The sequence below is a fragment of the Bordetella pseudohinzii genome (assembly GCF_000657795.2).
GTDB lineage: Bacteria > Pseudomonadota > Gammaproteobacteria > Burkholderiales > Burkholderiaceae_B > Bordetella > Bordetella pseudohinzii.
In genome coordinates this window covers 141402-160039 of the sequence record NZ_JHEP02000004.1, presented here as the reverse complement: position 1 = coordinate 160039, position 18638 = coordinate 141402, and the positions used below count along the sequence as shown (strand labels likewise).

Below are 18638 nucleotides of genomic sequence, written 5' to 3'. Positions count from 1 at the left end.
GGGCCGTCGCGGCGCCGCGTCACGCGGCGCCGCCTACAAGCTTACTTCATTTCACTTCGGTATTGCGCAGGCGGATATGCAGCTCGCGCAATTGCTTGTCATCGACCGCCGAAGGCGCTTGCGTCAGCAGGTCCTGCGCGCGCTGCGTCTTGGGGAAAGCGATCACGTCGCGGATGGACTCGGCGCCCGTCATCATGGTGACGATGCGGTCCAGGCCGAAGGCGATGCCGCCATGCGGGGGCGCGCCGTATTGCAGCGCGTCCAGCAGGAAGCCGAACTTCTCGCGGGCCTCTTCGGCGCCGATCTTGAGGGCGCGGAACACCTTGCTCTGCACTTCCTCGCGATGGATACGCACCGAGCCGCCGCCGATTTCCCAACCGTTGAGCACCATGTCGTAGGCCTTGGCGAAGGCCTTGCCCGGGTCGGTCTCGAGGAAATCCTCGTGCCCGTCCTTGGGGCTGGTGAAAGGATGGTGGGCGGCGGTGTAGCGGCCTTCTTCTTCGTCGTACTCGAACATCGGGAAGTCCACCACCCACAGCGGACGCCAGCCGCCGGTGAACAGGCCGGTCTTCTTGCCGAACTCGCTGTGGCCGATCTTCACGCGCAGCGCGCCGATGGCGTCGTTGACGACCTTGGCGCGGTCGGCGCCGAAGAAGATGATGTCGCCGTCCTGGGCGCCGCTGCGCTTGAGCAGCTCGGCCAGCGCGGCATCGTGCAGGTTCTTGACGATGGGCGATTGCAGGCCGTCGCGGCCCTTGGCCACTTCATTGACCTTGATATAGGCCAGGCCCTTGGCGCCATAGATGCCGACGAACTGGGTGTAGGCGTCGATCTCGCTGCGCGAGAGTTCCGCGCCGCCGGGCACGCGCAGCGCGACCACGCGGCTGCCGGCCGTCGTGGCGGCCGAGGCGAAGACCTTGAAGTCCACGTCGCGCATGACATCGGTCACGTCGGTGAACTCCAGGTTCACGCGCAGATCCGGCTTGTCCGAGCCATAGCGCGCCATGGCTTCGGTCCAGCTCATGATGGGGAAGGGATCCGGCAGGTCGACGTTCTGCACCACCTTGAAGACGTGGCGGATCATGCTCTCGAAGACAGCACGGATCTCGGTCTCGCTCAGGAAGGAGGTTTCGCAATCGATCTGGGTGAATTCCGGCTGACGGTCAGCGCGCAGGTCTTCGTCGCGGAAGCACTTGGTGATCTGGTAGTAGCGGTCGAAGCCCGACACCATCAGCATCTGCTTGAACAGCTGGGGCGACTGCGGCAGCGCGAAGAAATGGCCGGCGTTCACGCGCGAGGGCACGAGGTAGTCGCGCGCGCCTTCCGGCGTGCTCTTGGTCAGCATCGGCGTTTCGATGTCGATGAAGCCGAGCTGATCCAGGAACTTGCGGACCTCAATGGAGACGCGATAGCGCAGCATCAGGTTGCGCTGCATCTGCGGGCGGCGCAGATCGAGCACGCGGTGCGTCAGGCGGGTGGTTTCGGAGAGGTTGTCGTCGTCGAGCTGGAAGGGCGGCGTCACCGAAGGATTGAGGATCTCGACTTCGCGGCACAGCACTTCGATCTCGCCGGAGGCCAGCTCGGCATTGGTCGTGCCCTCGGGACGTTCGCGCACCAGGCCGGTCACGCGCACGCAGAACTCGTTGCGCAGACGCTCGGCCGTGCCGAAGGCTTCGGCATTGTCCGGATCGAACACGATCTGGGCCAGGCCGGCGCGATCGCGCAAGTCGATAAAGATCACCCCGCCGTGGTCGCGGCGGCGGTTCACCCAGCCGTACAGGGTGACAGTCTGGCCGAGATGGTCACGGCAAACCTGGCCGGTATAGCAGGTACGCATGCGGGATAACTCCGTTGATAGGCTTGTGAGCGTAAAAAAATCAAGGTTCGGCGCGAGGCGCCTCTGCCGGGGTAAGCGGATGCCTGCCGGAGAGGTCGGGCGGCGCCACCACACCCATGGAAACGATGTACTTCAATGCCGCGTCGACCGACATATCCAGATCGATCACCTGATCGCGCGGCATCATGAGAAAAAAGCCCGACGTCGGATTGGGCGTCGTCGGCACATACACACTCAGATGCTCGCCCGGCAGGTAGGAGGCGACCTCGCCGCTGGGCACACCCGTCAGGAAAGCGATGGTCCAGGAGCCGGCGCGCGGATACTGGATCAGCACGGCCTGCCGGAACGCCCGGCCATTGGGCGCCAGGATGGTGTCGCTGACCTGTTTGACCGAGTTGTAGATCGAGCGTACCAGCGGAATGCGTCCAAGGATACGCTCCCATTGGTCGAACAGGCTGCGCCCGAGCAGATTGGCGGCCAGCACGCCCGTCAGAAGCACCACCGCGATCACCAGCACGAAGCGGAAACCCGGGATCTCGACGCCGAACAGGGATTCGGACGACAGAAACCCAGGCACGAAACCTTCGAGGGTGGCCACCAGCAGGCCCAGGACCCAGACCGTGATGGCCAGGGGCACCCAGATCAGCAGGCCGGCGATGAAGTACTTCTTGAACACGATCAGGTCGGCGTGCTGGACGTGGCCGGGGCCGCCGGCGCGCTGGCGGGCGCGCTGGCCGAAGCGGCGCTTTCACCGCCTCCCGCGCTGCTGCTCTCGGAAGGCGCGGCCTTGCCCGTGGCCGAATTGCCGGCGCTGTTATTGCGAAAATCGGTCACATACCAGCCCGAGCCTTTGAGCTGAAAACCCGCGGCGGTCACCTGTTTGGCAAAACTGCTTTTGCCGCACTCCGGGCAATCCGTCAGCGGCGCATCGGAAATCTTCTGCAGCACGTCTTTCGCGTAGCCACAGCTGCTGCACTTGTAAGCGTAAATAGGCATGAAATGAGGGCTCCTGGCCTCACCGGCAAATGAGTCCGGCCCGGGCAGCCCTCCGTCAAGCGCGAGGAACCATCCGGGCCCAGCCGAAAAAATACGGGAAAGTCTTGAATTTTAGCGGGTTTTGCGGATGCATCCGGCGGCGCCATCCGCGTCCGCCATTGATACGACCCCTTTTATGTCGGCAAAAGAAACATCCCGGCCGCGACCAGGGTGGGCACCAGGGCGGCCAGAAACAGTTTTCCGGAGGAAATGCTGCCGTCGGGGAAGTGATTTTTCAGCAGGGCGAAGCCGGCCGGATTGGGCGCGTTGGCGATGACGGTCAGGCCGCCGCCGGTCACGGCTCCGGCCACCAGCATATAGCGCCAGGCTTCGCTGGTGCCCTCGACCAGCGAACCCAGGTAGGTCAGGGCCGCATTGTCGGTGATGGCGGTCAGCGCGGTGGCGCCCCAGAACAGCACCGCGGGCTGCAAGCCGCCCAGCAGATCCTGCAGCCACCACTTCTGCAGACCGCCCAGGACCACCAGGCCGGCCAGGAAAAAGCCCACCATCAGGCCTTCCTTGATGAGCAGGCGGTTCTGGTGGCGCTTGTAGGCTTCGGCAAAGCCGATGAACATCATCAGCAGGCCGAGAAAGACCGCCGGATGGTGGGCCGTGAGCACCACGCCCACCAGGAAGAGCACATGAACGAAGATCACCACCCCCGGCACGGCCGGGCGCGCGTGCTCGACCTCGGAGGCGGCGCTGCCGCCCGAGGCCTGGCTGCTGGCCAGCAGGGCCTGGCGACAAAGCAGCGTCAGCACGCCGGCGTTCAGGCAGACGGCAAGCGCGGCGCGCCAGCCGAAATGCGTGGCCATGAAAGCGGTATCCCAGCCGAAGGTCGAGGCGACCATGAGCACGGGCGGCGCGGCATAGGACGTGAGCACCCCGCCAATGGACACATTGACGAACAACACGCCCAGGGCCAGGTATTTGAAGCCCGCGTGGCCATGCACGCGGAAATAGCCATCGCGCAGCAACAGCGCGGCCAGCGTCATGGCTGCGGGCTCGGTGACAAAGGAGCCGCCCAGCGGCACCACCGACATCACCACGAAGAAGGTCGCCAGCTCGCGGCGCAGCGGCAGCAGGCGCGCCAGGGCGCGCACCAGCATGTTCACCAGTTCAAGAATGGGGCGGCTGGAAGCCACCACCATGATCACGAACACGAACAACGGCTCGGTGAAGTTGCGCGTGTCCATGTAGCGCACGGCGGCTTCGCTGCCCTGCATCGCGGCCATGGCCACGATGAGCACGAAGGCCCAGACGCCGAAGACCGCCTCGACTTCGGACAGCAGGTGCCAGACGCCGGCATGAGGGCCGTTGCGGTGCGCCAGCCGGGCGAACACCGGGACGGAAAACGTATGCAGGACAGCCACGGCGAAAAGCACGGTGGCGACAATCTCGATAGGCTGGGTCATGCGGAATCTGCCGACCGCCGGCCTGCCTGGCGGCAGGTCCGGCGCACATTGGATAAGCCGCGAAATATAACGCACGGCCCGCGCCCGCCCGCGCGCGCGGGTCTCGGCGTTTTCCCGTAGAACGGCCCGCGGCGGCCGGTGTCAGGCCCGCGCGCGGCGCACCATGTCCGCGCCTTTCTCGGCAATCATGATGGTGGGCGAATTGGTATTGCCCGAGGTGATGGTGGGCATGATGGAGGCATCGATCACGCGCAGCCCGCTGACGCCTCGGACCCGCAGCTGGGGGTCGACGACGGCGGCCTCATCGCTGCCCATCCGGCAGGTGCCCACCGGATGGAAGATGGTGGTGCCGATCTCGCTGGCCGCGCGCGCCAGGTCCTCGGCGCTTTGCGCCTGCGGGCCGGGCTTGTACTCTTCCGGCCGGTAGCGGGCCAGGGCGGGCTGGGCGACGATGCGCCGCGTCAGGCGGATGCTGTCGATGGCCACCTGCCTGTCCTCTTCGGTCGACAGGTAGTTGCAGAGAATCTCGGGCGCCACCTGGGCGTCGGGCGAGACGATGCGCACATGGCCGCGGCTGCTGGGGCGCAGATTGCAGACCGAGGCGGTGAAGGCGGCAAAGGGATGCAGGGGCTCGCCAAAACGCTCCAGCGACAGCGGCTGCACATGGTATTGCACATTGGCGCGCGTCTGCGCGGCGCTGGAGCGCGCAAACGCCCCCAGCTGCGAGGGCGCCATGCTCAAGGGGCCGCTGCGCGACCAGGCGTATTGCGCGGCCATCAGCGCCTTGCCCCACCAATGGCCCACCATGGCGTTCAGCGTCTTGGCATTGGAGACGCGATAGACCAGCCGCAGCTGCAGATGATCCTGCAGATTGCCGCCCACCCCCGGCGCATCATGCACCACGGGCAAGCCCAGCGCCTGCAGATGCGCGCCCGGCCCCACGCCGGAAACCTGCAGCAGTTGCGCCGATCCGATCGAGCCGGCCGCCAGCAGGACCTCGGCCCGCGCCTGGGCCAGGCGGCGCTGGCCGCCCTCATCCAGGAACTGCACGCCGCAGGCGCGCTTTTGCTCGAAGACGATGCGCTCGGCGCGCGCGCCCGTCATCACATGCAGATTGGGGCGCTGACGCGCCGGCCGCAGAAAAGCCTTGGCCGAGGTCCAGCGCACCCCGCCGCGCTGATTGACCTCGAAATAATCGCAGCCCTCGTTGTCGCCCTGGTTGAAATCCTGGATGGGCGCGATGCCCGCCTGGGCGGCGGCCTCGCGGAAGGCATCGAGCAGCTCCCAGGACAGCCTCTGACGCTCGACCCGCCATTCGCCGCCCGCCCCGTGGAAAGCGCTGGCGCCGGCATGATGGTCCTCGCAGGACTTGAAATAGGGCAGCACCTCATCCCAGCTCCAGCCGCTGTTGCCCATGGCGGCCCAGCCGTCGTAATCGGCCTGCTGCCCGCGCATATAGATCATGCCGTTGATGGCGGAACTGCCGCCCAGCACCCGGCCGCGCGGATAGCCCAGGCTGCGTCCCGCCAGGCCAGGATCGGCCTGGGTGCGGTAGCACCAATCGGTGCGCGGATTGCCGATGCAATACAAGTAGCCGACGGGGATGTGTATCCAGTGCCAATTGTCCTTGCCGCCGGCCTCCAGCAGCAGGACCTTGACCGAGGGATCCGCCGAAAGCCGGTTGGCAAGCAGGCATCCCGCCGACCCCGCTCCCACGATGATGTAGTCGAAAACCAGGTCGGGCGTGCCGGCGGGCGCGGTCATAAGGGATTTGTCTCCGTGTTGTTGTAACGCAAGCGTCATCGTGCGGCAGTTGTAGACCAGCCCGCCCCCGCTGCCAACCCGTATCGTCCCCAACTTCGGAACCTTCATTTAATCTGACGGTCAGCCCGTATTCAGCTTTGCGTCAGCAAGCGCCGCAATCGCCGTGCCGGCATGCCGGCGCCGGCCTCCGGGGAGAATTGAATGCAAGTGCTTACTCACGTTCCATCCCGCAAGAAAGCCTGGTTTTTCCTCGCGGCGGGCGAGGCCGGTTGGCGCGCGCCGCGCCTTGCGCCATGAAGGCCGCTCCCCGCCTGTCGGTCCTGGATGCCGTCGCCGTGCTGGTCGGCGTGGTGATAGGCATAGGCATCTTCGGTTTTCCGCCGCTGGTGGCCCAGCACGCCAGCTCGCCGGCCATGTATATCGCGCTCTGGGGCGCGGGCGGCCTGGTCATGCTGGTGGGCGCCCTGTGCTACGCCGAACTGGGCGCGGCCTATCCCGGCGCCGGCGGCGAATACCTCTATCTCGCGCGGGCCTGGGGCGCTCGGCTGGGTCTGCTGTTCGCCTGGGCGCGCTGCACCGTGATCCAGACCGGCGCGATCGCCGTCGTGGCCTTCATCTACGGCGATTACGCCCAACAGCTGCTGCCGCTGGGCGAGCATGGCGCGGCCCTGCATGGCGCCCTGTCGGTGATCGTGCTGACCGCGCTGAACATCGTCGGCACCCAGCCCTCCAAGCGGCTGCAATGGATCTTCACGCTGCTGACGCTGGCCGCCCTGGCCGCCGTCATCATCGCCAGCCTGCTATCGGCCCCACAGGCAAGCGCCACCGCCGCTCCCGCTCCCTTGAGCGGCCATCCGGCCGGCCTGCTGGGCATGGGCATGGTCTTCGTGCTGCTGACGTACGGCGGCTGGAACGAAGCCGCCTATCTGAGCGGCGAGCTGCGCGACCCGGCGCGCAATATGAGCCGCGTGCTGCTCACGGGCACGGCCGTGGTCGCGGGCGCCTATCTGCTCATCAACCTGGCCCTGCTGGAGATTTTCGGCCTGCAAGGGCTGCGCGACACCCAGGCGGTGGGCGCGGCCGTGATGCAGCTGGCCGCCGGGCCCTATGCGGCGGCCTCCCTGAGCCTGCTGGTCTGCGCCACCGCCCTGTCCACCATCAACGGCACCATCATGACCGGCGCGCGGCTCTACTATGCGCTGGGCCGCGACGTGCCGCGGCTGGCCGTGCTGGCCAGCTGGAGCGCGCGCGGCCAGACACCCGTGCGCGCCTTGCTCGCGCAAGGCGGCATCACGCTGTTGCTCATCGGCATCGGCGCGGTCAGCCAGAACAGCGTGCAGACCCTGGTGGCCTACACCGCGCCGGTCTTCTGGCTTTTCATGCTGCTGGTGGCGCTGTCGGTGGCGCGCCTGCGCCGGCTGGACCCGGACCGGCCGCGCCCGTTCCGCGTGCCCTGCTATCCCCTGCCGCCCCTGCTGCTGGCGCTGACCTGCGCCGGCCTGGTCTACTCCAGCGCGGTCTACGCAGGCGCGGGCGCGCTGCTGGGGCTGGCCGTGCTGGCCGCCGGCCTGCCCCTGTTGCGGCTGGCGCCCGTTCAGGCGCGCGGGTAGCGCCGGTCCAGCTCGGCCACGGCCGCCTCCAGCTGGCTGATCAGCGCCAGGCTGGCCGGCGCCATGGGCGCGCGCAGTTGCTCGCGCAACAAACCCTGGCGCGCCAGCAGGCCCTTCAGCGGCGCCGGGTTGGGTTCGGCGAAGAGCAGGCGAATCACGGGCGCCAGCGCGTGATAAAGCTGGCGGGCCAGGACTCCCTGCTGGGCCTGCATGGCCTGGTACATGGCCACGAAAAGATCGGGACGCACATGGGCGGCGGCCGCGATCAGGCCGCTGCCGCCCATGGCCAGGGTGGCCAGCACCTGCATGTCCTCGCCGGCCAGCACCTGCAGCCCGCCATGCGCGATCACGGCCTGGGTCTTGTCCAGCGAAGCGCCGCAGTCCTTCACGGCGCGGATATTCGGATGCCCGGCCAGCGCCAGCATGGTGGCCGTCTCGATCTGCACGCCCGTGCGATAGGGGATGTCGTAGATGATGAGCGGCACGGAAGAGGCATCGGCCAAGGCGCGGAAATAATCCGCCAGGCCGGCCTGGCCGGGACGCACGTAATAGGGCGCCGGCGCGAGCAGGCCGGCCAGCGGACGCGAGGTGAACACCGCCTGGCGGCGCAGCACGTCGCGCTGGTGATTGCCGGCCAGGCCCATGACCACCGGCATGCGGCCGGCCTCGTCGAGCACGGTGTCCAGCACCACCAATTGCTCATACTCGTCCATGGCGGCGGCCTCGCCGGTGCTGCCGCAGACCACCACGCCGTCCACGCCGGCCTGGCGATACTGCCGCATCAGGCGGCGCAGGGAAAACAGGTCGGGGCCGTCCTCGTCGAACGGCGTCACCAGGGGAACCCAGACGCCATGAAAGGACACGGGAGCCGCCACGGGGGTGGCGGTTTCAGCTTGAACTAGGGTCGACACAGGTCACTCCTTCAGGTTGAGCCCGTGCAGAAGTGCGATGTCGAGTGAGAGACTGGATTGCGCGTGGGCCGCGCAGCCGGATCTGCCGCTGTTCCGTCGCCCATCTGACGGAACAGCACGCTCCGGTCAGATGAGCGGCTGTTTTTTGGATTTCAGGCCGAACGCAACCCCCACGCGCGAGGCGTGGCTGACGGTAGCGGAGATTCGGGCCTGGTTCATGAAAACAGGAAAAATGAAAGATGCGGCGCTAAATCTACGCGGCGCCCTGGACCTTGTCAACGCGCAGGCTGGCGAGAAACACCTGGCACAAGGCCTCCATGCCCTGCCGGTCTTCTTCATCGAAACGGCCCGGCAAGGGGCTGTCCACATCCCACACCCCCAGCAGCTCACCGTCGTGCACCAGCGGCACGACGATTTCCGAGCGCGACGCGGCATCGCAGGCGATATGACCGGGAAAGGCATGCACATCGGGCACCAACTGCGTGCGCCGCTGGCTGGCCGCCGCGCCGCAGACCCCGCGCGACAGGGCGATGCGCACGCAGGCCGGCTTGCCCTGGAAGGGCCCCAGCACCAATTCCTGGCCATCGTAGAAGTAAAAGCCCGCCCAATTGATCTGCGGCAGGGCCTGCCAGGCCAGGGCCGCGAAATTGGCGGCATTGGCGACGCGGTCGTGCTCGCCCTCGAGCAGGGCCCGCGCCTGCGCGGCCAGCTCGCGGTAGAACTGGGATTTGGATTCGGTCGAGAGCGCGGCGGCCTGGAACATGGCTGAATGTTACTAAAATTAACTGTACCGGAAGAAATCGTGCCCGGTGATTTTAGACCCGCTCCCGGGCAGGCCCTCGCGTTGTGCAACAATAAAACCACGCAAGCACGTTTCCTTCTTTTCTACAAGCTCCCCATGGACAAGCCTTTCGAACCCGCGTGTTCCTTCTCGGAACGCGCCCAGCAACTGACCAGCTCCGCCATCCGCGAAATCCTCAAGGTCACTGAACGGCCCGAGGTCATTTCCTTTGCAGGCGGCCTGCCGGCGCCCGGCGGCTTCCCGGTGGAAGTGGTGCGCGCGGCGTTCGACAAGGTCCTGGCCACCAATGGCCGCGCCGCCCTGCAATATGGCCCGACCGAGGGCTACGCCCCCTTGCGCCAATGGGTCGCCGACGACCTGAACAGCGCCGGCGCCAATGTCGACGCCGACCAGATCCTCATCGTGTCGGGTTCGCAGCAGGCCCTGGACCTGCTGGGCAAGGTCCTGATCGACAAAGACAGCAAGGTGCTGGTCGAAGACCCCAGCTATCTGGGCGCGCTGCAATCCTTCAGCCTCTACCAGCCGCGCTATGTGCCGGTGCCCACCGATGACGGCGGCCTGATCCCCGAAGCCATCACCCCCGAACTGGCCGCCGGCGCGCGCTTTCTGTACGCCCTGCCCAATTTCCAGAATCCCACGGGCCGCACGCTGGACCGCGCCCGCCGCGTGGCGCTGGTGCAGCGCGCCGCCGAGATGGGCCTGCCCATCATCGAGGACGATCCCTATGGCGAACTGCGCTATGCCGGCGAGCCGCAGCCCGGCCTGCTGGCCCTGGGCGCCGAGGCCGGCGCCACGGTGATCCGCCTGGGCACCTTCTCCAAGGTGCTGGCGCCCGGACTGCGCCTGGGCTATATCGCCGCCCCGCGCGCCATCATCCACAAACTGGTGCAGGCCAAGCAGGCCACCGACCTGCATACCCCGACCCTGACGCAAATGGCCGTCTACGAAATCGTCAAGGACGGCTTCCTGCAGGAGCACCTGCCCAATGTGCGCGAGATCTATCGCAAGCAGGGCCGCTGCATGCTCGACGCCGTCGCGCGCGAGTTCCCGGCCGGCGTGAGCTGGACCAAGCCCGAGGGCGGCATGTTCCTGTGGGTGACGCTGCCCGAGCACATCGACAGCGCCAAGCTGCTGGCCGAGGCGGTCGAACAGAACGTCGCCTTCGTCCCCGGCGCGCCCTTCTATGCCGGCACGCCGCGCGCCAACACGCTGCGCCTGAGCTTTGCCACGGTGCCCGAAGACAAGATCAACACGGGCATCGCCATCCTGGGCAAGCTGCTGCGCCAATACGTCTGAGCCCCAGGCATGCGTTATAGTCGGGCGCGGCGGTCCATCCCGCCGCGCCCTTCTTTTTGCTATCGATAGTGCCCACCGTGAACACCCCCCAAACGACCGACCTGAGCGACATCGTCTTTGACGACTGGGTCGAGCGCTGGCTCCCTCGTTCCTGGCGGCCGTATGCCCGCCTTTGCCGCCTGGACCGCCCGATCGGCACCTGGCTCACCCTGCTGCCCTGCATCGCGGCGCTGGTGCAGGCCGCCGGCGGCTGGCCCGATCTGCAAAGGCTGATCGTCTTCTCGCTGGGCGCGCTGCTCATGCGCGGCATCGGCTGCACGGTCAACGATATGTGGGACCACGATATCGACAAGCATGTCGAGCGCACGCGCTTCCGGCCGCTGACCAGCGGCCAGCTCGGCATGCGCCAGGCGGTGTGGTTCCTGCTGGGCCAGCTGCTGGTCTGCGCCTCGCTGCTGTTCTTCATCAATGACCTGAGCCGCTGGTGGGCGCTGGGCGTGCTGCCCTTCGTCTTCATCTATCCCTTTTGCAAGCGCGTGACCTACTGGCCGCAGGCCGTGCTGGGCGTGTGCTTCAACTGGGGCATGCTGATGGCCTGGACCGACACACAGAATCACCTGCCGCTGGCCGGCGTGGCGATGTGGCTGGGCGCGGTGCTCTGGCAGATCGGCTACGACAGCATCTACGCCTATGTCGATGTGCGCGACGACCGCAAGCTGGGCCTGCATTCCACGGCCATGCGCTTCGGCGAACAGGGCAAGCTCTGGATCGGCGGCTTCTACCTGGCCTCGGCCCTGCTGTGGACCTGGGCCGGCTACGACATGGGGCTGGGCTGGGGCTATTTCGCAGGCATGGCCGTGGTCGCCCTGCACCTGGGCTGGCAGCTGGCCGTCTTTGACCTGCAGCGCCCCGACCGCAACTTCATGCTGTTTCGCGCCAACCTCTGGACAGGCGCGCTGCTGATCGCCTCGGCCCTGGCCGGCACCCTGCTCTAGCGCCGGCCGGCCCGGCATGCCCGGGCCGCACGCGGCGCAAGCGCCTATCCCTCGAACTCGATGACCTGCCGGATCGCCTCGCCGCGGTGCAGCCGGTCGAAGCCGGCATTGACGTCCTGCAACGCGATGCGATGCGTCAGCAGCTTGTCCACGGCCAGCTTGCCGCGCCGGAACAGCCCCAGGAAACGCGGGATATCGCGCGAGGGCACGCCCGAGCCGAGATAGCTGCCGCGCAGCGATCTTTCTTCGGCGACCAGGGTCAGCGGCGAGATATTGAGGACCGCCTTGGGATTGGGCAGGCCGGCGGTGATGGTGGTGCCGCCTCGGCGGGTAAACGAAAAAGCGCTTTCCAGCGCGCGCGCCGAGCCGGCGAACTCCAGGGCGGCGTCCACGCCACCCTGCGTGGCTTCCTTGATCTTGCCGGTCAGATCCGGATCGCCGGCCTCGAAACAATGCGTGGCGCCCAGGTCGCGCGCCATCTCCAGCTTGGCCGGCAGTGTGTCGACCGCCACGATGGTCTCGGCGCCCGCGGCGGCCGCGCCCAGCACGGCGGCCAGGCCCACGCCCCCCAGCCCCACCACGGCCGCGCGGCCGCCCGGCGCAACCGCGCCGGTGTTGAACACCGCGCCGGCGCCCGTCAGCACCGCGCAGCCCATCAAAGCGGCAATGCTCAAGGGCACTTCGCGGTCTATCTTCACCAGGCTGTTGCGCGACAGCACGGCATGGGTGGCGTAGCTGGACACGCCCGTCAGGTGATAGACCCGCTGGCCATCGCGCGACAGCCGCGAGCCGCCGCCCAGCATTTCGCCCCGCCCATTGGCCGCCGCGCCCGGCTCGCACAAGGCCGGCCGTCCCGCCTGGCAAGGCACGCAATGGCCGCAGGACGGCACAAACACGAACACCACATGATCGCCCGGCGCGAGATCGCCGACGCCTTCGCCCACACGCTCGACGATGCCCGCGCCCTCGTGGCCCAGCACCATGGGCACGGGACGGGGCCGGTCACCGTTGATGACCGACAGATCGGAATGGCACAGGCCGGCGGCGGCCACCCGCACCAGCACCTCGCCATGGCGCGGCTCGGCCAGATCGATTTCGCACACGTTCAAGGGCCGGGTCTGGGCATAGGGGCCGGGCCGGCCGATTTCTTCCAGCACTGCAGCGGTGATCTTCATGACGTCTCCTTCGGTGGCGGCGCGTCAATGCACGGCCGCATACATGATTTTTTCTTCGGTGGCCTCTTCGATGCCGAACTCCTCGACCACCCGCCCTTGCCGGGCCACCAGCACGCGGTCGGCCAGGTTCATGATTTCGGGCAGATAAGAAGAGATCACCACCACGGCGAGACCGCTGTCGGCAAGCTCGTTGATCACCGCATGCAGCTCGGCGATCGCGCCCACGTCCACCCCGCGGGTGGGCTCGTCCAGGATCACGAGCTTGGGCCGCTGGACCAGCGACTTGGCGATGACGACTTTCTGCTGGTTGCCGCCCGACAGTTCGATCACCTTGGCGTTGTCGTCGATGGCGCGGATATTCAGGCGCTGGGTCCAGACCTTGGACAGGGCCATCATCTCGCTGTGCGACACCAGAGGCGAGCGGTTCAGGTCCGCGCCCAGCAGGCCGGTGTAGATATTCTCGGCGATGGACTTGGTCTCGAAAAAGCCCTCCAGCTTGCGGTCCTCGGTGACGTAGACAATGCCGTCCTTGACCGCCGGCCGGGGCGTGCGGTAGCGCACCGAGCGCCCTTCGAGCCGCAGCTCGCCGCCATGGAAGAAATCGCGCTTGACGGCGCCGGCGATGATCTTGGCCGTCTCGGTGCGGCCCGAGCCGATCAGGCCGAAAATGCCCGTGATCTGCCCGCCATAGACCGAGAACGAGGTGTTGCGCACCATGCGCCCCATGGACAGGTTCTGCACGCTCAGGACCTTGGGCCCGTAGGGCCGCGCCTTGCGTGCCGTCTTTTGATAGATTTCTTCGGTGAGCTTGCGGCCGACCATATGGGAGATGATGCGGTCGCGGTCAAAGGCGCTGGCGCGATCGGTGACGATCTGCTGGCCGTCGCGCAGGATGGTGATGCGGTCGGAGATCGCCAGCGCCTCTTCGAGAGCATGGCTGATGAAGATAATGGACACGCCATCGGCCTTCAGGCGATTGACCAGGCCAAAGAAGTGATACTTCTCCTCGGGCGTGAGGGTGGCGGTCGGTTCGTCGAAGATGATGACGCGCGCCTTGTGATGCACGGCGCGCGCGATTTCCACCATCTGTTTCTGCGCCGCGCCCAGCTGGCTGACGTACTTGGTCGGATCGACATTGAAGTTCAGCGACTGCAGGAACTGCTGGGCCGATATATAGATGCCGCGCAGGCGATTGAACAGCTTTTCATTGCCCAGATAGATGTTCTGCGCCACGGTCAACGAGGGCACCAGCGAGGTCTCCTGGAACACCATGGCAATGCCGTTGCGCAAGGCGTCGACAGGCTTGGAGAAGGTCAGGCGCGCGCCCTTGAACAAGACCTCGCCCTGGGTCGGGCTGTGCACCCCGGCGATGATCTTGGTCAGCGTGGACTTGCCCGCGCCGTTTTCTCCCAAGAGGGCATGGATCTCGCCCGGCCTCAGGTCAAAGTCCACTTCGCGCAAGGCCGCCACGCCATGGAACTCCTTGGTGACCTTGCGCAACTCGACGATCGCTTCCATCAGTCTCTCCCCGCGTCCAGCCACAGCACTTCGTTGCCGCCCTTGGAGGCGACCCACAGCCGGCCCTCGTGTTCGAGCACCGAGGTCACGCCATGCCTGCGTCCGCCGGCGCGGCTGTGCAAGCTGCGCACAGCCACGAAACGGGCATCGAGCTCCACCACCAACCCATAGGACAGCGTGGGCGACCAGGGCTTCAAGATGCCCATCTGCTTGAGCGCGCCGCCCTGCATGGGCTCAAGAAAGGAGTCGCCCGAGCGCAAGGCCGGCGCGATCCAGTACGGCGGCGCCACCTCGGCCATCATGGCCTGGCGGTAGACCGGTTCGCGCAGGACCAGTTCCAAGAGGGGATTGCAGGGCGCGAAAAGCGCCAGCCATGCGCCGCCGCCCGCGGCCGGCGCCAGGCCCGCCGGATAGCCGGGCAGGTTCTCGCTCAACTGGACCCGCTTGCCCGCGCCGTCGATCCGCAGCAGCCGCCGCGTCCAGCTCTCGCTGACGACCACGCCCTGGGGTTGGGGCAGCAGGCCGAAGGGAAAGCCCAGCTTGTCCGCCATAAGCTGCAGACGCCCCGCCGGGATGTCGTAGCGCAACACCTGCCCGCTGCGGCGCATTTCCAGGAAATCGCGCGACCAGTCGGCCATGGGATGGACCGTGGAGCCCACCGCGATCCACAAGACCTGCTCCGACGCATAGGCCAGCGCCGTCACGCAGGACAGCCCGGCCAGGGCCGGCGGCGACTCGCCATCGACGCGGATGCCGCCGCCATCGATGGCCACCGCCAGGGATCCGGACGGCGCGGCCGCCATCGCCGTGATCGTCCCCGGCATCCGGGCCTGCTCGCCCGAAGGCGACATCAGCGCGTCGCCTTCGGCCCATAACACCTGGCCTTGCCTGAGCGCCAAGGATCCCGGCTGCCTGGCGGGCAGGCCGGCGGGCGCGTCTTCAAGGCGGTTATTGGGTTTGAGCGCCCCATCCAGCGGCGGCACGGTCAAGGCCGCGCTGCCCCGGCCCAGGAGGCGATCTGAAACCGACTTCAACAGGCCCATCATGCCGTCTTCCCCCAATAGTCCGACCACGCCGACCAGTTCGGATCGGCATTGGGCAGGCGCACGCGGCCGATCCGGTTATTGGTGATGCCGCCCAGATAGAGCCAGCCTTTGTGCTCGCGCATCGACGTGATCATCGGGTGGTTCTTGGCTCCCCGGTCCCACAAGGATTCCAGCACCTCGCCCGCCTCGTTGAAGCGGATGACGCAACCGATGTTCAGATTGGGGTAGAGCCACTGGTCGAAGGCGATGCGGCGCGACATCCGCCGCCGGAAGTCCGGCATGCGCAAGGCCACGTCCAGCGCCGGCGAGCGCATGCCCATGATGGCGCACCAGTATGTGCCGTCCGAGGCGCGGTTGATGTTGTCGGGGTAGCCCGGCAGCCTGTCGACCACGATGTCCACCTTGCCGGCGCGCGGGCCGCTGATCCACAGGCGGCTGATGCGGCAGGCCCAGCTTTCGGCAAACAGGATGGACTGCCCGTCGCGCGCCGTGCACACCCCATTGGGGAACACCAGCTTGCGCACCGCCGTATGCGTCTTGCCCGTGGCCGGGTCGTGGCAGATGATCCGCCCATTGCCGCGGCTCTCCAGCGCATCCACCGGCCAGTCGTGCATCTCGTAGCGCACCGTGGCCTCGGAGAAGTAGATCTTGCCGTCGGGCGCGATATCGCAGTCGTCGGCCAAGCGCAGGCGGCTGTCGTCCACGATGGACAAGGGCGAACGGTTGGTCTCGTCCGTCAGCTTGGACACCTCGCCTTGCTGCGTGACCTTGTACAAACCCATGCCGCCGATGCAGACCACCAGGTTGCGCTCGCGGTCCAGGCTCATGCCCAGGGGCGAACCGCCGATATGGGCAAAAACTTCATGGCGCGTGTAGTCGGGCGGGAAGAAGCGCACGATGTCGCCATGGCGCGTGCCGCAATACAGCACATCGTCCTCGTCCAGGATCACATCTTCGGGGCTTTCCACTTCGCCCAGGCCGATGATTTCGACATCGGCCAGCCTATCATTGGGCGCCAGCGGCCCTTCCTGGGTGCTGCGCGGCTCGGGCAGCTCGATCAGCGTCGGCGAGACATAGACCTTGTTGAGCAGCTTGTCGCGGTTCTTCAGCCAGCGCACATCGATGAAAACGGCGAAGATCAGCGTCAGACCCAGGACCATGGGGCCGGACCCGGAGTTCAGGCCCAGGCGCAGCACGCCATTGGTCATCACGAAGACGATGACCGCGCCGATCAGGGCCTTGACGACCGAGCCGCGCCCGCCGCCCAGCGAGTTGCCGCCGATGATGGCCGCCGTGAGCGCCATGATCTCCAGGCCCATGCCGGTATCCGAGCCGGCGCCCGACAGACGGGCCGCGTAAAGCACGCCGGACAGGCCGCAAAGCATGCCAGACAGCGTATAGGCCGAGCAGACGATGCCGCGCACTGGCAGGCCGATGTTGTGCGCCGACCGGCGCGAGCCGCCCACCGCCATGGCGCGCCAGCCGGGCCGCGAGCGCGTGATGAGCACATGCCCGATCAGCGACACCACGATCAGCAGCACGAACGCGAAAGGCATGCCCAGCACGTCGCCCATGCCGATCAGGTCCCAGACCTCATCGGAGAAAAAACTCATGGACATCGCCTGCACATACTTCAGCAGCAGCATGTCGACGATGGCGCGCACGATGATGAGCGTGACCAAGGTGGTCAGGAAGGCGCGCAACCGCAGATAGCCGATCAGCAGGCCATTGACCAGGCCGACGGCGCCGCAGACCAGCACCGTGGCGGGAATGGCGGCCCATAGCGGCCAGTGCGCCAGGTTCAGCAGCGCCAGCGCCGTGAAATTGCCCAGCGCGAAGTTCGACCCCACCGATAGATCGATGCCGCCGACAATGATCACCACCATCATCGCCAGGCAGATGAGCCCGAACTCTCCGAGCTGGCGCGACATCATCGAGAGATTGCCGGCCGAAAAGAAATTCGGCAGCAGCAGGCCGAAGACCACGATCACCGCCACCAGCACCAGGAAGGGGATGGCGTTGTCTATCCATTTTTTCGAGAGAATCTCGCCGATCACATGATCGGGGATGAAGCGATATCTCAGCTTTTTGAGCGTACCTACCTGAGCCACTGCGTACCTCATGCAATAGGTGTTCCGCCGCCGCGACGGCGGCGGACCAAGCGAAAGCGAAGCCGTTTGCTCAAGCCAGCCGCGTCAGCGCAGAATCTTGGCGTATTCCTCGGGGTTGAAGCAGGTCCCGTCCCGGACGTCGGCCTTGGTCATATAGCGGTAGGGCGAATACATCTGGGTCTTGATGGCGCCGCCGCCCTTCTTGTTCTGCAAGGCCACCATGATGGCCGTCCAGGCATCGCGGCCCATGCCGACGGCGTCATAGTTGTAGACCGCCGAGAAGGTGCCGTCCTTGAGCTTGTCGCACATGGATTGCGCGCCGCCGCCCGAGGTGATGAAGAACACCTTGTCGGCCAGACCGGCCTGCTTGATCGCCGCGCCCGTGCCCACGCCCTGCCCGTCCCAGACGTCGATGACGGCGCAGATATCGGGGTTTTGCTGCAGCACCGTTTCGGTGATGGAGCGGGCCTTGGAAGCATCCCAATCGGCGGCCTGGCTGGAGACAATCTTGATATCCGGATGCTTGGCGAACACCTTGTTAAAGCCCTGGACCTGATAGAAGCTCACGCCGCCGGTCAGCACGCCCTGCACAATGGAGACCTTGTGCGAGGTATTGGTCCCCGCCCCGCATTTCTCGACCACCTTGTTGGCGATGGCCTCGCCCATGCCGATGAAATCCGGCGCGACGACCGCATCGGTCTGCACCGCGCCCGCCATATTCATCTGCACCACCACGATGCCCTGCTGGTTGGCCTGCTTCATGAGGCGCGCCAGCGATTGCATGTCCGGGTTCTGCGTCAGGATGACATCGGGACGCTCGGCCAGCAGGGCCGTAAAGCCCTGCACCATGGCGCCCGTGTTCCAGTTCGGATCCTGGGAGGTGAACTTCATGCCATAGACCTGGGCCTGCTGCTTGACCACGCCGCCCCAGGCCTGGGCCAGGTCGAAGCCGATGGAGATCGGAAGATAGGCGATCTTCTTGTCCTTCAGCGCCTCCAACGCCGGCGCGCGGAAGGGGTCGTTCATGACCTCCTGCGCAACCGCGCCGCTTCCGAACAGGATCGCCGATACCGCCAGCCCGACACGCACGCGCTTGATGATTCCCATCTCTGTCTCCTTGACG

The 18638-nt window shown here is 66.5% G+C and carries 15 protein-coding genes; 3 read left to right on the top strand and 12 right to left on the bottom strand.

Annotation, left to right across the window (positions count from 1 at the left end; translation table 11 throughout):
- Positions 1–46: 46 nt before the first annotated feature.
- From aspS to L540_RS07220, 5 genes are all read right to left on the bottom strand, one after another.
- Positions 47–1837, bottom strand: a complete 1791-nt coding sequence (gene aspS / locus L540_RS07240) for an aspartate--tRNA ligase (RefSeq protein WP_043207166.1) — start codon at positions 1835–1837, stop codon at positions 47–49.
- A gap of 40 nt (positions 1838–1877) precedes the next feature.
- Positions 1878–2519 carry a DUF502 domain-containing protein gene (locus L540_RS07235; RefSeq protein WP_180961738.1) on the bottom strand — a complete coding sequence of 214 codons (642 nt, stop codon included), beginning with the start codon at positions 2517–2519 and terminating at the stop codon, positions 1878–1880.
- Positions 2516–2833 carry an FmdB family zinc ribbon protein gene (locus tag L540_RS07230; protein ID WP_043207171.1) on the bottom strand — a complete coding sequence of 106 codons (318 nt, stop codon included), beginning with the start codon at positions 2831–2833 and terminating at the stop codon, positions 2516–2518. The genes L540_RS07235 and L540_RS07230 overlap by 4 nt, the downstream gene beginning before the upstream one ends.
- A gap of 173 nt (positions 2834–3006) precedes the next feature.
- On the bottom strand, positions 3007–4287 hold the full coding sequence (locus tag L540_RS07225; protein ID WP_043207172.1) for a putative Na+/H+ antiporter: 1281 nt from the start codon (positions 4285–4287) through the stop codon (positions 3007–3009).
- 141 nt (positions 4288–4428) lie between these two features.
- On the bottom strand, positions 4429–6051 hold the full coding sequence (locus tag L540_RS07220; protein WP_043207174.1) for a GMC family oxidoreductase: 1623 nt from the start codon (positions 6049–6051) through the stop codon (positions 4429–4431).
- Positions 6052–6320: 269 nt separating this feature from the next.
- On the opposite strand from L540_RS07220, the gene L540_RS07215 reads away from it, so the two are divergent.
- Positions 6321–7661 carry an APC family permease gene (locus L540_RS07215; protein ID WP_043207177.1) on the top strand — a complete coding sequence of 447 codons (1341 nt, stop codon included), beginning with the start codon at positions 6321–6323 and terminating at the stop codon, positions 7659–7661.
- Here L540_RS07215 and dapA read toward each other — a convergent pair.
- Both dapA and L540_RS07205 read right to left on the bottom strand, forming a co-directional pair.
- Complete coding sequence (dapA, locus tag L540_RS07210) at positions 7646–8572, bottom strand: 4-hydroxy-tetrahydrodipicolinate synthase (RefSeq protein WP_082149573.1); 927 nt, start codon at positions 8570–8572, stop codon at positions 7646–7648. The two genes, L540_RS07215 and dapA, sit on opposite strands and share 16 nt — an antisense overlap.
- 253 nt (positions 8573–8825) lie before the next feature.
- Positions 8826–9335, bottom strand: coding sequence for a GAF domain-containing protein (locus L540_RS07205; protein WP_043207180.1), 510 nt, complete (start codon positions 9333–9335; stop codon positions 8826–8828).
- A 135-nt stretch (positions 9336–9470) separates the two neighbouring features.
- Here L540_RS07205 and L540_RS07200 point away from each other — a divergent pair, with 135 nt between their 5' ends.
- Positions 9471–10670 (top strand): aminotransferase-like domain-containing protein, encoded by a 1200-nt coding sequence (locus tag L540_RS07200; protein ID WP_043207183.1) that lies wholly within the window; start codon positions 9471–9473, stop codon positions 10668–10670.
- A 77-nt stretch (positions 10671–10747) separates the two neighbouring features.
- Positions 10748–11665 carry a 4-hydroxybenzoate octaprenyltransferase gene (gene ubiA, locus L540_RS07195; RefSeq protein WP_043207390.1) on the top strand — a complete coding sequence of 306 codons (918 nt, stop codon included), beginning with the start codon at positions 10748–10750 and terminating at the stop codon, positions 11663–11665.
- 44 nt (positions 11666–11709) lie between these two features.
- Here ubiA and L540_RS07190 read toward each other — a convergent pair whose 3' ends face one another.
- The 5 genes from L540_RS07190 to L540_RS07170 all read right to left on the bottom strand — a co-directional run bounded on the left by L540_RS07190 (position 11710) and on the right by L540_RS07170 (position 18622).
- Positions 11710–12840 carry a zinc-dependent alcohol dehydrogenase family protein gene (locus L540_RS07190; RefSeq protein ID WP_043207185.1) on the bottom strand — a complete coding sequence of 377 codons (1131 nt, stop codon included), beginning with the start codon at positions 12838–12840 and terminating at the stop codon, positions 11710–11712.
- Positions 12841–12864: 24 nt separating this feature from the next.
- A complete protein-coding gene (locus L540_RS07185; RefSeq protein ID WP_043207187.1) occupies positions 12865–14358 on the bottom strand; it encodes a sugar ABC transporter ATP-binding protein in 1494 nt (497 codons plus the stop codon).
- Positions 14358–15404: a hypothetical protein gene (locus tag L540_RS07180; RefSeq protein WP_043207189.1), complete on the bottom strand. Its 1047-nt coding sequence runs from the start codon at positions 15402–15404 to the stop codon at positions 14358–14360. Before L540_RS07180 ends, L540_RS07185 begins: the two co-directional genes overlap by 1 nt.
- Positions 15401–17515, bottom strand: coding sequence for an ABC transporter permease (locus tag L540_RS07175; RefSeq protein ID WP_231584752.1), 2115 nt, complete (start codon positions 17513–17515; stop codon positions 15401–15403). The genes L540_RS07180 and L540_RS07175 overlap by 4 nt, the downstream gene beginning before the upstream one ends.
- Positions 17516–17599: 84 nt before the next feature.
- Positions 17600–18622 carry a sugar ABC transporter substrate-binding protein gene (locus L540_RS07170; RefSeq protein WP_043207192.1) on the bottom strand — a complete coding sequence of 341 codons (1023 nt, stop codon included), beginning with the start codon at positions 18620–18622 and terminating at the stop codon, positions 17600–17602.
- Between the last annotated feature and the right edge of the window lie 16 nt (positions 18623–18638).